Origin of the sequence: uncultured Brachyspira sp. (genome assembly GCF_949287625.1) — a bacterium.
Lineage (GTDB): Bacteria > Spirochaetota > Brachyspiria > Brachyspirales > Brachyspiraceae > Brachyspira.
In genome coordinates, this window is the sequence record NZ_CASEGO010000004.1 from 22800 (window position 1) to 37753 (window position 14954).

13 protein-coding genes are annotated in these 14954 nt (G+C 29.1%); 9 read left to right on the plus strand and 4 right to left on the minus strand.

Annotated elements, in window-relative coordinates; all coding sequences use genetic code 11:
• Window positions 1–80 precede the first annotated feature (80 nt).
• Window positions 81–1238 (minus strand): phosphopentomutase, encoded by a 1158-nt coding sequence (locus Q1X91_RS01735; RefSeq protein WP_300752774.1) that lies wholly within the window; start codon window positions 1236–1238, stop codon window positions 81–83.
• Between the two features lie 118 nt (window positions 1239–1356).
• Window positions 1357–2118: a glucosamine-6-phosphate deaminase gene (locus Q1X91_RS01740; protein ID WP_300752776.1), complete on the minus strand. Its 762-nt coding sequence runs from the start codon at window positions 2116–2118 to the stop codon at window positions 1357–1359.
• Window positions 2119–2296: 178 nt separating this feature from the next.
• On the opposite strand from Q1X91_RS01740, the gene Q1X91_RS01745 reads away from it, so the two are divergent.
• On the plus strand, window positions 2297–2956 hold the full coding sequence (locus tag Q1X91_RS01745; RefSeq protein ID WP_300752777.1) for an HAD family phosphatase: 660 nt from the start codon (window positions 2297–2299) through the stop codon (window positions 2954–2956).
• Window positions 2957–3051: 95 nt separating this feature from the next.
• Here the strand turns inward: Q1X91_RS01745 and glyA are convergent, their stop codons facing one another.
• Window positions 3052–4452, minus strand: coding sequence for a serine hydroxymethyltransferase (gene glyA / locus Q1X91_RS01750; protein ID WP_300752778.1), 1401 nt, complete (start codon window positions 4450–4452; stop codon window positions 3052–3054).
• 256 nt (window positions 4453–4708) lie between these two features.
• Here glyA and Q1X91_RS01755 point away from each other — a divergent pair, with 256 nt between their 5' ends.
• The 8 genes from Q1X91_RS01755 (at window position 4709) to Q1X91_RS01790 (ending at window position 13206) form a co-directional block, all read left to right on the plus strand.
• Complete coding sequence (locus Q1X91_RS01755) at window positions 4709–5389, plus strand: hypothetical protein (protein ID WP_300752780.1); 681 nt, start codon at window positions 4709–4711, stop codon at window positions 5387–5389.
• A 110-nt stretch (window positions 5390–5499) separates the two neighbouring features.
• Complete coding sequence (locus tag Q1X91_RS01760) at window positions 5500–6807, plus strand: variable surface protein VspJ (protein ID WP_300752782.1); 1308 nt, start codon at window positions 5500–5502, stop codon at window positions 6805–6807.
• Between the two features lie 103 nt (window positions 6808–6910).
• On the plus strand, window positions 6911–7348 hold the full coding sequence (locus Q1X91_RS01765) for a nitrous oxide-stimulated promoter family protein (RefSeq protein ID WP_300752784.1): 438 nt from the start codon (window positions 6911–6913) through the stop codon (window positions 7346–7348).
• Window positions 7345–7767, plus strand: coding sequence for a YbaN family protein (locus Q1X91_RS01770; protein ID WP_300752786.1), 423 nt, complete (start codon window positions 7345–7347; stop codon window positions 7765–7767). Before Q1X91_RS01765 ends, Q1X91_RS01770 begins: the two co-directional genes overlap by 4 nt.
• Before the next feature lie 67 nt (window positions 7768–7834).
• Window positions 7835–8452 (plus strand): hypothetical protein, encoded by a 618-nt coding sequence (locus Q1X91_RS01775; protein WP_300752788.1) that lies wholly within the window; start codon window positions 7835–7837, stop codon window positions 8450–8452.
• Between the two features lie 439 nt (window positions 8453–8891).
• Complete coding sequence (locus Q1X91_RS01780; RefSeq protein WP_366945481.1) at window positions 8892–9449, plus strand: TetR/AcrR family transcriptional regulator; 558 nt, start codon at window positions 8892–8894, stop codon at window positions 9447–9449.
• Window positions 9450–9480: 31 nt separating this feature from the next.
• Window positions 9481–11229 (plus strand): ABC transporter ATP-binding protein/permease, encoded by a 1749-nt coding sequence (locus Q1X91_RS01785; RefSeq protein ID WP_300752792.1) that lies wholly within the window; start codon window positions 9481–9483, stop codon window positions 11227–11229.
• A gap of 318 nt (window positions 11230–11547) precedes the next feature.
• Window positions 11548–13206 (plus strand): amino acid ABC transporter ATP-binding/permease protein, encoded by a 1659-nt coding sequence (locus Q1X91_RS01790; protein ID WP_300752794.1) that lies wholly within the window; start codon window positions 11548–11550, stop codon window positions 13204–13206.
• 361 nt (window positions 13207–13567) lie between these two features.
• On the opposite strand, the gene Q1X91_RS01795 is transcribed toward Q1X91_RS01790, so the two are convergent.
• Window positions 13568–14947 (minus strand): 8-oxoguanine deaminase, encoded by a 1380-nt coding sequence (locus Q1X91_RS01795; RefSeq protein WP_300752796.1) that lies wholly within the window; start codon window positions 14945–14947, stop codon window positions 13568–13570.
• Window positions 14948–14954: the final 7 nt, after the last annotated feature.

Consider the following 14954-nt stretch of genomic DNA (forward strand, 5'->3'; position numbering starts at 1 on the left):
ATCAAATATGCAAGAGTACAAATATATAAATATTAATAACTGGAGATAGTTTTTCCCAGTTATTAAATGATATTAAAAAATTATAGGAAACAGCCGTCTAATTTTGTACACCCTAGAAGATATTTTTCTATTGAAGCGGCTATTGATACAAATGACTCTTTCACTCCTATATTGATATTCTTTCTTAAATTTTTTCCATATGCCAATATAGGAATATACTCTCTTGTATGATCGCTTCCTTTGTATGTAGGATCGCATCCATGGTCTGCTGTTATAATAAATAAATCATCATCATTCAAATTATCAGTTATCTCTGGTATATATTTATCAAACTCTTCCAAAGCATTTTTATATCCTTTAGGATCTCTTCTATGACCATAAAGCATGTCAAAATCAACCAAATTTGTAAATATTAATCCTTCATCAATTTCCTTAATAGCTTTTATAGTTTTTTCTATGCCGTCAAGATTATTTTTATTTGTGAGTCTGTTTTCGGTAATGCCTACTCCTGCAAATATATCGCTTGTTTTTCCTATTCCCACAACTGGAAGATTATGATTTTTTAATCTGTCAAGCATAGTTTCTCCGCTTGGAGGCACTGAATAATCATGTCTTCTTTCTGTTCTTTTATAACTGCCTTTAGTTCCTATATAAGGACGGGCTATAACTCTTGCTACAGGTGAATATTCATTACATATTTCAAGAGCTTTTTTGCATATACTATATAATTCATCTATAGGTATTATATCTTCATGAGCTGCAATTTGAAGTACAGAATCGGCAGAAGTATATACTATCAAATCCCCGTCTTTTAATTGTTCATCTGCATAATCATCTATTACTTCAGTTCCAGAATAAGGTTTATTACATACTACCCTTCTTTTTGAAAACTCTTCTATCTTTTTTATAGTAACTTCTGGAAAACCATTAGGATATGTATTGAAAGGTTTTTCTGAAACAAGCCCTGCTATTTCCCAATGTCCGGTAGTAGTATCTTTTGCCTTAGAAGTTTCCATAGCCTTTCCATAATATCCTAAAGCATTATTATTTTTGGCAACTCCCTTTATATCTATAATATTGCCAAGCCCCATTTTCTCCATATTTGGGAGACTTATTCCGCCTTCAGCTTCGGCTAAATGAGCAAGTGTATTAACACCTTCATCACCAAATAGAGCTGCATCAGGCAATGCACCTACACCGCAGCTATCTACCACTATTAAAACAGCTTTCTTTTTCATATATGAAATCCTATATTTATTAAATTTATATCATTTTTAAATATAACCATTTTCAAAGAATAAAATAAAAAAAGGACAGCATTATAAGCTGCCCTAATTATAAGTATTATTTTTTTAATTATTTTTTATTAGCTTTTTTCTCTTGAAGTTCTGGTATAGCATCAGCCAATTCCTGATCTATAACAACAACTACATCATTATGAAGTTTTAAGAATGTAACGGGACATTTAGTAGTAATTTTATCATTAGTTAAAAGCTCTTTCATAGCGGAAGCCTTTCCTTTACCGATAGCAGCTATAACTATTTTCTTAGCTTTCAATATTCCGCCCATACCCATACTGAATGCTTCTCTAGGAACATCTTTTTCTGAGGCAAAGAATCTTGAATTAGCTTTTATAGTTTTTTCATTGAGTTTGACACACAAAGCATTTGCATGCAAAACTTCATCAGGCTCATTAAATGCTATATGACCATTAGGACCTACTCCTAATAATTGTATATCTCTAGGGAATTTTTCTATTTTTTTATTAAAATCATCTAATATTTTTTCTTTTTCACCTATACCGCTTGGAACAAAAGTATTTTTCTTATCAATATTTACATGGTCAAATAAATTTTTATTCATAAAATATCTGTAGCTTTGTTCATTTTTTGGGTCTAATCCTTTATACTCATCTAAGTTCACAGACTTAACATTTTTAAAATCTATCTCTTTTTTCTCATACGCCTTTATTAAGTACGGATATACGGCCTCAGCAGTACCTCCTGTAGCAAGACCTAAAACTGCATCTTTTTTTACCTTTAATAAGTTAATAATCTCTAAAGCTGTTTTTTTTCCTACTCCTTTAGCATCTTTTGCAATAATTAATTTTAAACCCATAGTAAAATACTCCTTTAAAATTGGATTATCATATTTTTCATAAAATAGCCTGTTAAAAAAATTATAACACATATGTAATTTATTATCAAACAATACAATTTTTTTATTAATTTTTTCTCTTGATTTTGATATAAATAAATATACAATTCTTGATAATAAAAATTCTTAAGGAAATTCTATGGATATTATAAAAATAAAAGGAGCTATATTTGATTTTGACGGCACTTTAGTTGACAGCGAAAGTTTATATACAAAAGCACTAATTCATACTGCATCCGAAATGAATGCTCTTAAAGATTTTGACTTCAAATCATTGGCTGGATATCAAACTAATGATATATATGATTTTCTAAAAAATAACGGATACTATGTACCTGATAATTTTTTCAAAGAAGCAGAAGTTTATTTTCACAAAATAATAGAAACAGATTTAGAAACATTTGACGGTGTTATTGAAACATTGGAAAAATTAAAAAATATTGATATTGTTATAGCTTCAAACAGTAATATAGATTATGTAAAAAGAATGGCTCAAAAAAAATCTATAGCAAAATATATAAAAGACTATTCCTGTCATAATGAAAAACTAAGAGCAAAACCTGAAGCAGATTTATTTCTTAATGCTTTTGAACTTTTAAAAAAATATAACAATAATATAAAAAAAGAAAATGTAATAATATTTGAAGACAGTATTGCAGGAGTAATAGGGGCTAAAAAAACTGGTATAAAAACAGCTGCAATTACAAATACTTACAGCAAAGAAGAGTTATTAAAAAACGGAGCTGATATTGCAGTAGATAGAATAGATAAGGTACTAGAATATATAGAAATTATATAAAAATTATGTAAAAAACATATAAATAAAAAATAAAGGGAGGATTAAAAAAATCACTCCCTTTTATTTACAATAATAAACCTACAATATATAAAAAATTACATCTCAGATATATATTTATACATTGGGAATTTTTTACATAAAGCAGCAACTTTTTTTGCTACAGAGTCTATCACTTTTTCATTATCGCTGCTGCTCAATACCTCATCAATATACTGAGTTAATTCCATAACATCTTTTTCTTTTAAACCTCTTGTAGTTATAGCAGGAGTACCAAGTCTTATACCGCTTGTAACCATTGGAGATTCTGTATCATAAGGTATGCCGTTTTTATTTGTAGTGATATGTGCTTTATCCAAAACTGTTTCAGCAATTTGTCCAGTTATGCCTTTGGATTTTTTTACATCAACTAATATTAAATGAGTATCAGTTCCGCCTGAAACTAATTCATATCCTTTTGATAAAAACATATTAGACATAGCTTCAGCATTTTTTAACACCTGTTCCTGATATTTAACAAATTTAGGGTCTAATGCCTCTTTAAAACATACAGCTTTAGCAGCTATAACATGCATTAAAGGTCCGCCTTGTATACCAGGAAATATTGTTTTATCAACTTTTTTAGCCAATTCTTCTTCAGTAGAAATAATATATCCGCCTCTAGGTCCTCTCAAAGTTTTATGAGTAGTTCCAGTAACAAAATGAGCATATTCAACAGGATTTGAGTGAAGTCCTGCTGCAACTAGTCCAGAAATATGCGCCATATCTACCATTAACATAGCTCCAACCTCATCAGCTATCTCTCTGAACTTTTTGAAATCAATTACTCTAGGATAAGCACTTCCGCCTGCTACTATTAATTTAGGATTAACTCTTTTGGCTATATCTCTTACTTCATCATAGTCAATCTGCATAGTATCTTTTCTAACACTGTAATGTTCAAAATTATATATCTTACCAGAAAAGTTTACATTTTTTCCATGTGTTAAATGTCCGCCTGCATCAAGAGATAAACCTAAACAAGTATCCCCCGGCTGAAGTATAGCCATATAAACTCCCATATTAGCCTGAGAGCCAGAATGAGGCTGCACATTTATAAATGGTGCTTTAAATAGTTTTTTTGCTCTTTCTCTAGCTAAGTTTTCAACAATATCAACTTCACTGCATCCGCCGTAATATCTTTTTGACGGATAGCCTTCAGCATATTTATTTGTAAATATTGACCCCTGAGCTTCCATAACAGCACGTGAAACTATATTCTCACTGGCTATTAATTCAAAACCATTAACTTCCCTTTTATACTCATTCTTCATTGCAGCAAATATCTCTCTATCAGCTGTTTTTAATGGAACTTCTGATACATAATATTTTGGAGCAGATACTTTTTTCTCTGCTGTTTTTACTGCTTTTTTACTAGCTGCAGTTTTTTTAGCTGCTGCAGTTTTCTTACTAGATTTTGACGAAGCTTTTTCTGCTGACTTTTTTTTAGATACAGCCATGTTTCCTCCAATGAATTTTTATTTACAGTAATGATATACTAATATAATTTTTTTTTCAATTATTATACGTATCGTATGTATATTTTTTTTTACTTTTTATTATTTTTCTGACAAACTTAATTTTAATATTTAAATACACTTTATATTAAAAAAATTAATGAAATTACATTTTATGTATTGATTTTTTTATTTTAAATGTTAGAATACACTAACAAATTAGATGATTATACTAACAATTCTAAAATAGGACTTTTTAATGAAAATAAAAGCATTAATATATTTAATCATAATAACTATTATAACAAATAAAGCATATCCTTACAATTCAAAAGAAATTAATAATTTTTATAATGATTATTACTCTTCAAGTTATGATATAAAAGAAATAGAAAATAATAATTCAAAAACATTTAATAATATATACGCTCTTGTAAAATCAAAAACAATAGCAAATGAAAAAGAAAAATATAATTACTTAAAAGAAATAATTGAAACAAATACAGATTATATAAAATCAGATGATATTGATTATTTAATAAGCGTATCAGAACTTATGAATTATATAGTTTATTACTGCAAAGTACCTGAAAAAATTTCTTTTGGCTCAAGCAGTAAAAAAATTTATAAGAAGATTTTAGATAAAGATAATTCAAACTTTTTTGCACTTCTTGGTACTGCTGTAGGATATATGCATGCTCCAGCCATAGCAGGAGGAAGTAATAAAAAGGCTTTTGAATATTTTAATAAGGCATTGGATAATGCGAAAGAAAAATACCAAAAATATTTATCGTATGTATGGCTTTCTCAATACTATTTCAAAGTAAAAGACTATGAAAACTATAATAAGTATATTGAAATGAGTAAAGGCATATATGAAAACGGAGAATTATTGAAGGAGGCAATAGAAAGAAACAATACTAAAAACAAACCATTATAACAGTAAAAAATAAAAACAGATTTAATAGTGATAGGGTTTTATAATAAAAAATATTGTGTTAATAAAATACAGAGTTGTTAAAAATTATAAACAAAATCAAGGATAATATTATGAAACGTTTATGTTTAATTTTAACAGCTTTAATAACAAATGCTTATAGTATATTCGGTTATACTATTTTAGAAGATTTTAATGATTTTTTAATTGATGAGAACCAGCTTACTATAAGACTTGACAGATTAGGAGTATTAGCAGGTACTGAGAATTTAAGATTTATGGTAGGTGTTGAAGGAGAAACAGCAGGAGTATTGCTTGATAATTTGGATAGTGATGAAGAAGGAGGAATAAATACTTTCAGACCTGCGGCTATAGCTGGATTCGGATACAAGACAGAAAGCTTTGGTATAGGGGCTGGATATCAATTTAAATATGTATCAGGATCTTGGCAGGCACATACTCCTATAATCACAGCTACTGCCTTGAATGATAATTTGAGAATCAATGTACCTGTTACAATAGGGGTAGGAAGCGGAAGCGTTAATGATGGTGATATAGCTGTTTCAACAGATATAAGAGTAGAATACTACACTGGAAATGATATTTTCAGCAGAATAAGGGTTAATCTTAAATATGGTATGTACAGATTAAAAGCCAATTCAAGCAGAAGCGGTACTTTAACAGGCGGCGGAAATTTACCTATGAATATGGGAACAGTTGGTGAAAATGGTCAATACGGATTTATAAAAGATACTGTAGGGCAATCCATAGGTATAGATGCCAGAGGATATTTTATAGCAGCAACTGACCCCATATTGATAGAGCCTCAGGTAAGAGTAGTATATCAAGGTTCAATAGCTGATTTTACTGGAACTTCATACAAAGTAACGCCTCCTGGAATGGATGCTAAAGAAGGCGGAGCTCAATTCGGACTTTATAATATAGACGCTTCAAATCCAATAGGTGCTTTTGAATTAGGAAGTTCTGGTACAATATCAGCTGCTCCATACTATGATTTTACAGCCCATAATATAATGCTTACAGGTGAAGGAGCTTCTATAGAAATAGGAGGAACAGAATATTATATTACAAAACCTCAGTTTATAGGTATATCTATGCCGGTGGGTTTTACTGCTGAAAGCGAGTTTATAAGTGTGTATTTAGAACCTGCTGTTTCATTTTCTATGCTTACTGGAGGAGTTAATACTTATGCAAGCAGTTCAAAACCTGTGAGAATACCGCCTTTGTTCTACTCTGTAGGATATTTGGTATACGGAGAATTGTATATACACCCTCATCCTAATTTGGAATGGTATTTTGAAGCTCAGGTTGGAGGAGCTACTACTGTTGATGGTATTGGAAATAGTGCAGACAGTTCTCTTGCATTTAATGGAAGTACGGGAATCACTTGGAAATTTTAATTTGCTAAATTATTGATTTTATAGATCTTTGGGAAAATATATTTGTTGGGTATCTTTATAAAAAAAGATGCCCAATATAAAAAATAAATTAAGGTTATAAAAAATGATTGTGAAAAAAGATTATTGCAGTTTTTTATGTTATAGCGATGAAGAATATAGGATATACAAAAAAAGAGAGAATGAGAAAAAAACTATGCTTTGTATGATAGCAATTTACTGCAGGAATAATCATAAAGAATATCATAAGTTTTATAATAAAACTTTCGGCGGTAAAAATATTTGCAAGGAATGTGAAAATATATATAATTATGCAAGTATAAGAACTGATAAATGCAAGTTTATTGATACAAAAACTTTTTGCAGTGCATGCAGTTCTCAATGCTATAATAAAGATATGAAAGAAAAGATAAAAAACATAATGCATTTTTCAGGCAAAAGAATGCTGTTTCATCACCCTATAATAGCATTGAAACATGTTATTGTTATGATAAAGCATAATTTTAATAAAAATAAAAAGATTAATTTTAAAGGTATAATATGAGAATATTATTTATAATTTTAGGTTTTATTTTTGTAGGTATTGGCGTCATTGGGATAGCTGTTCCAATTTTGCCTACTACTCCTTTTCTTTTGCTTGCTTCTTTCTTTTTTGCAAAAGGTTCTAAAAAGTTTCATGATTGGTTTATGTCAACAAAACTATATAAAAAACATTTAGAGAGTTTTGTTAAATCAAGGGCTATGACATTAAAATCTAAGTTAAGTATACTGCTTCCTGTAAGTGCAATGCTTATAATAACTTTCATTTTTGTTAATAATCTTCATGCAAGAATATTACTTGTGATACTTTTCATTGGAAAATATTTATACTTTTTTACCCGAATAAAAACTATAAAAGAAGATAAAAAAGAAGATAAATTAGATAAAAATACAAATGAAGCAGAATTAGATAATATAAAATAATTTTTAAATCTTAAACAAGATAAATAACATTCTTAAAAACAGTTATATTTTTATTAAAGGAAAGTCAATGAAAATATTAAAATATATTTTTATAATAAATATTATGCTTTTATCTTTATTCAGCATTCTTAATGCAGAAGATACTGATGAAGAAAAAGAAGAAACAAAAGGATTTCAGTCTGTATTGGATAACAGATTTTTTTCTATAGGACTATTCAGCAGTGCTGATTCTATAAAGACAACCGTCAATATAGAGTTTGGATTTAAGATAATGAAATATAATAATTTTCAAATAAAGAGCTACACGGCTGTAACAGGCTCTAAAATATATGATGACAGTCCTCAAATGTACCAATTAGGACTTATGCAGAAATTTACATTTGGTGGAGATGATGAGTACACAGGTAAAATAAGTATAGCAAGATACGGTTTTGCTTTTGCAAGTTTCGGATTTTTATCTTTTGATGCTGACAGAAGCGGGAAGTTTTTATTTGCCAAGCCATACTATTGGGAGGTAGGAGGAGGAGCTGGATTTAATATAAATGTAAGCAAACATGTAGGTATAGTTTTAGAGTTTGGAGGAGGTCTTCATATGGTGCATAATGGAAAGGAATTAGGATATCCAGAAAAAATAAATAAGGCTGGTTTTGGAAGAATAAGTGTAGGCGGAAGGTATTATTTTTAATGAAATATTAATATATACCTAAACAAATATGTTTTGTCAATTTTAAGTTATTGATAAATGTAATTATGATTTATAAATAGTATAAAGTATTATTAGTTGTTAATAACATAAGTTTTAAATATAAAATAAATAATTTATTTTTTATAATAATAGGTAATCAGCTGCACGTATCATTGACATTTGATAAGAATAAACAATACCGTGCGGGAAGGTGCAGCGGCTTGCTGTTGACAAACTTTAAAATTTTTATTATATGCTAGAATTTTTTATTTATAAAAAATTACTAATTAATTTCGTTTTTTATATTGACAAAAAATAATAATTAATTAAAATATATCTAAGTTTAAGATAAATGAAGGTTATAAAAGTCTGATTTTTATTGGACTTTTATTTTTGAATCAAAATGAACAATGTTCATTTTGAACTGTATGTGGGATTAATGAATAATATCGTAACTTCAAAAGAAGATATACTAAAAGCAAGCAGAGAACTAATAAAAAGAAAAGGACTGAATGCTATTAATATGCGTTCTGTTGCTGATGAGGCTAATATTGCTGTTGGATCTATTTATAATTATTTTAAGTCAAAAGAGGAGCTGACTATTGCTGTTATTGTAAGCGTATGGGCTGATATATTTCATTCTTCGAATATTTGTTTGGAATCTGATAGTTTTATTGACAGTATAGATTCTATTTTTAAAATTTTAGAAAAAGGAGAGAAAAAATACCCTAACTTTTTTGCTTTGCATTCTACTATAATGTTTGGAAAAAATAAGGATAAGGGGGTAAATGTTATGATGAATATGATAAAGCATATTAAAGATAATATGTACAAAACTATTATAAAAGATAAAAATATAAGAGAAGATGCATTTAATGATAATCTTAATGCTGAAAAATTTATAGATATAATATTTTCAGTTATAATGGATTCTATGATGAAAGGAAGTTATGATAGTTCTTCTATAAAAGAGATTATTAAAAGAACTATTTATTAATATATAAAAAAATAAAATAAAGGAAAAGTTTATGATTAATAAAAGGCTTATTGCTTTAATGGGAGATTCCAAAAGATATATAGCTTGGCATGTTATAATACAGCTTGTTAATCTTGCACTTAATATAACGGCCGTATTTTTTATGGCTGATATTATACAAAAGTCTTCTGATGGAAATATAACAAAAGAAGATATTATAAAATTATGCATAGCTATTTTTGTAATAATAGTATTAAGATTCAGATTTACTGTTTTAATGTCAAAAATGTCATACTATGCTTCGGGCAGAGTTAAGCAGACTTTAAGAGAGAAAATATATTCAAAACTGCTCACACTTGGAAGCAGATATAAAGAAAAATTTTCTACAAGCGAAATAGTGCAAATATCTATGGAGGGAGTTGATCAGTTAGAAACTTATTTCGGCAGATATTTGCCTCAATTTTTTTACAGTATGATAGCTCCTATAGTGCTTTTTGCAGTGCTTTCTACTATAAGCATAAAGTCAGCTGTTATACTTTTAATATGCGTTCCTCTAATACCTATATCAATAGTCGCCATAGTTAAAATTGCTAAAAGAATATTAAAAAAATATTGGGGAAGCTACAGCGATTTGGGAGAGATATTTTTAGAAGATGTACAGGGTCTTACAACTTTAAAAATATACAAAGCTGATGAAAAAAAGAATGAAGAGATGAATATAGAAGCTGAAAAGTTTAGAGTTGCTACTATGAATCTTTTATTTATGCAGCTTAATTCTACAACTATAATGGATATAATAGCATACGGCGGTGCTGCTTTGGGAGTTATAATTTCTGTGCTTGAATATATGAAAGGAAATATTAATATTGCTGGCACATTTACTATAATAATGCTTTCTGCTGAGTTTTTTATTCCATTAAGACTTTTAGGTTCATTCTTTCACATTGCTATGAATGGAATATCTGCAAGCGATAAGATGTTTGAAATACTTGATATGAAAGATGATGATAAAAGAGTAAATAAAATTAATAAAAATAATGAAGAGATTATTTTTAAAGATGTTAGTTTTTCATACAATGAAGATAAAACTATATTAAAAGATATTAATATGACTATAAAAGAAAAATCATTTGTTTCTATAGTAGGAGTTTCAGGTTCTGGAAAAAGCACTATTGCTGGTCTTATATCATTAAGAAATGAAAATTATAAAGGCTCTGTTAAAATTGGAGATATAGAAATTTCTACAATAGATAAAAACGATTTATATAAAAAAATAGTTGTAGTTGATCATAACAGTTATTTATTTGAAGGTAGTGTGTATGATAATTTAAAAATGGCTGGATATAATATAACAGAAAATCAGATGAATTTGGTATTAAAAAAAGTTGAGCTTTATGATTTTTTACAGTCTGAAAACGGACTTAATACAAAAATAATGGAGAAGGCTGCCAACTTATCGGGAGGACAGAAACAGAGATTAGCATTAGCAAGGGCTATACTTCTTAAAGGAGACATATATATATTTGATGAAGCTACTTCTAATGTTGATATCGAAAGCGAAGAGAGTATTATGAAAGTGATAAGAGATATTGCCAAAGAAAAAACTGTTATATTAATATCTCATAGGCTTTATAACTCTATGCTTTCAGATAAAATATACTTCTTAAAAGACGGTATTATAAAAGAAGAAGGCACACATAATGAGTTAATGAATATAAACGGAGAGTATGCTAAAGTTTTTAATGAGCAGACTAATTTAGAGAGCATAACAAAAGGAGAGAGTCTAAGAATAGCTATATAAAATAAATATATACTAAAAAATTTTTAAATTTGTCAATTTTTTTATTCAACTTTTTCCAGCCTTCGCTCTGGGGGCTTCGCCAAAAGTTGCAAAAAGTGCAAATTTAAAAATAATGCTAAATAGTACTAATTATGTTTTACATGTAGAATAAATTATTAAATTTAGCCTGAAATATAGCCTTTTTGCTTCTTTGTGGCAACAAAAGAAGTGGGGTGCGGCACGACTGTGTGCTTCGCAGCAAAGCCCTTCAATATTTTTAATTGAAAAAAATTAATTTTGATAAATTATCATTTTTAGGTATAAATAAAGGAGTTTATAATGAGAAGAAGCGGTATAAAAATTATGGCGGAATTAATTGGTTTAATAACTCCGCTTATACATGTTATGATACTTGCAATAACTACAGGAGTTTTAGGTTTTCTATGTGCAATATCAATAACTATATTCGGCGGATATGCTATATTAACATATTTAGGATTAAGTAATTTGTTTGCGATAAAAACTATATTTATAATAGTTTTGGTGCTTGCTGTTTTAAGAGGAGTACTTCACTATGTAGAACAGCTTAGCAATCACTTTATAGCTTTTAAACTACTTGCTTTAATAAGAGATAAAGTTTTTAAGGCTTTAAGAAAATTATCTCCTGCCAAACTTGAAGGAAGAGATAAAGGAAATTTAATAGCATTAATTACAAGCGATATTGAACTTCTTGAAGTGTTTTATGCACATACTATTTCACCTATAGCAATAGGTGTATTAACTTCAATTATTATGACGATTTTTATAGGAAGTTTTAATATTGTATTAGGAGTTATAGCATTGTTGGGATATATTACAATAGGCTTTATAATACCTTATTTTTCATCAAAGTTTGGTAAAAATGACGGAATGGTTTATAGAGATAATTTTGGTAAATTAAACAGTTATTTTCTTGACAGTTTATGGGGTATAAAAGAGATTCTTCAATTTGGATACGGAGAGAAAAGAGCCAAAAATATAGAAACAAAAACTGATAATTTAATGCATATCAATGAAAAGCTAAAAAATTATGAAGGCTTTATATCTGCTCTTACAACTTCTGCTGTAACATTATTTACATTTGCTGTACTTGCTGTAAGTATTATACTTTCAAAAGATGTAAAAAATAATTTTGCCAATATTATAATACCTACTATAGCAATGGCCAGTTCATTCGGACCTGTTATAGCACTTAGCAATTTATCAAATAATTTGTTTATGACTTTAGCAAGCGGTGAGAGAGTATTAAACTTGCTTAAAGAAAAACCTATTGTTGAAGAAGTTTATAATGGAGAGAAAGATTTAGAGTTTAAAGGATTAGAATGTAAAGATATATATTTTGACTATGAAGGAGAAGAGATATTAAATGATTATAATTTGCAGATAGAGCCTAATAAAATAATAGGTATAAGCGGAAAAAGCGGAAGCGGAAAATCTACGCTTTTAAAACTGTTTATGCGTTTTTGGGATATAAAAAAAGGAAGCCTTAAAATATCATCTAAAGATATAAAAGATATAAATACAGATTCTCTTCGTGATATGGAAAGCTATGTAACACAGGAGACTTCTATTTTTAAAGACACTATAGAAAATAATATAAAAATAGCAAATCAAAATGCATCAAGAGAAGATGTTATAGAAGCATGCAAAAAAGCCTCACTTCATGATTTTATTATGACTTTGCCTAAAGGATATGATACTAATGTTGGAGAGCTTGGAGATACTTTATCAGGCGGAGAAAAACAGCGTATAGGAATAGCCAGAAGTTTTTTACATAATGCTCCTTTTATACTTCTTGATGAGCCTACAAGTAATTTAGACAGTTTGAATGAGGCTGTTATATTAAAATCAATAAAAGAAAATAGTAATGACAGAACAGTTATTTTAGTTTCTCACAGGCTTTCTACGCTTAATATAGCAGATAAAGTTTATAAGATGAAAGCAGACAGGGTTAGTTAAAAAATTATAGTTAATAATAAAAAATACTAAACTTGTTTCAAAACTAAATTTATTTATAATTGTGGGGACTAGCCCTGCGAAGCACACAGTCGTGCCCGCTCTGCATACCTTCGGCAACCCCCACTTCTTTTGCCGTCCGCTCTGCGTGCCATAGGCAAGGCACCTACTCGGTGGTGACACATACGAAGTACGCCTGCGGCGATAAGCAGGCACAGCCCACAGACGCGAAAGACTGCATATTTATATACTAAAATGATAGTTTATACAACATGTAAAACATAATATTTATAGTTTTAAAATTAAATAATTTTTATAATTAATATTGTCAAGTACTTTTGAAACAAGTCTATTTTTTAATAAATCACATATTTAAATATTTTCTTTCTGTTTCATAAGCAAGTTTATACATTTTCTCTTCATCAATAGAAGTAAGTTTTCCTTTTTCTGAAACGACTTTTCCATTAACTATAGTATAATCAGCAGTATTTTTCCAGCCTATAGTACATAATATAGATTTAGGATCAAAATCAGCACCAACCATTTCCAAACGCCTCATATCTATCATAAATAAATCTCCAGCTTTTCCTACTTCCAAACTTCCTATATCATCGCGTCCTAAAACTTCGGCTCCTCCTTTTGTAGCCATTTTTAATATGTCATAAGCACTAGGAGCATTACTGCTTGAATTAAGCCTGTGAAGAAGATAGCATACTCTCATTTCCTCAAGCATATTTGATCCATCATTGCTTGCACTGCCGTCAACAGCCAAACCTACAGGTACGCCTAATTTCAACATCTCTGGTATATTGCATACTCCGGAACTTAATTTCATGTTGGATATAGGACAATGTGCTACTCCAGTTTTTGTATCTGCCAAAAAATTTAATTCTTTTTCATTAAAATGAATACCATGTGCATACCAAACATCATCACCCACCCAGCCTAAAGATTCCATATATTCTAAAGGACGCATATTAAATTTTTCTTTTACATATACTTCTTCATCTTTTGTTTCACATAAATGAGTATGAAGCCTAACTTTCAAATCTCTTGCTAAAATTGCAGATTGTTTTAATAATTCTTCGCTTACATTAAAAGGGGCACAAGGAGCTAATGCTACCATATTCATAGAGTATCTTGAATTGTCATGATACTTTTCAACTACTCTTTGGCAGTCTTTTAAAATAACATCTAATGGCTGTACTACAGAGTCTGGAGGAAGCCCGCCGTCTTTTTTACTCAAATCCATACTTCCTCTTGAAGCATACATTCTTATACCCAAATCTTTAGCCGCTCTAAACTGAGAATCTATTATTCCTTCAGCATTGTTATTTGGAAATAAGTAATGATGGTCAAAACAAGTTGTGCATCCTGTTTTTAAAAGCTCTCCCATAGCAGTAATAGAACTGTAATATACTACTTCACTATTTAAATTTTTCCAAATTTCATACAGATTGGTAAGCCATTCAAATAATTCCATATTCTGAACCTGAGGCAGATTTCTGCTGAATATTTGAAATAAATGATGATGAGTATTAATAAGCCCTGGATATACAAAATACCCAGAAGCATCAATTACCCTATCTGCATTTTTTTCTTCTATTACAGTTTCTTTTTCTCCTATTTCTCCTATATATGTTATAACTCCGTTTTCTATTAGTATATTAGCTGAGTTATAAACTTTATCATTTTCTGAACAGGTAACTATAGAAGAAGCATTTTTGATAAAAAGACCAGACATATATTAA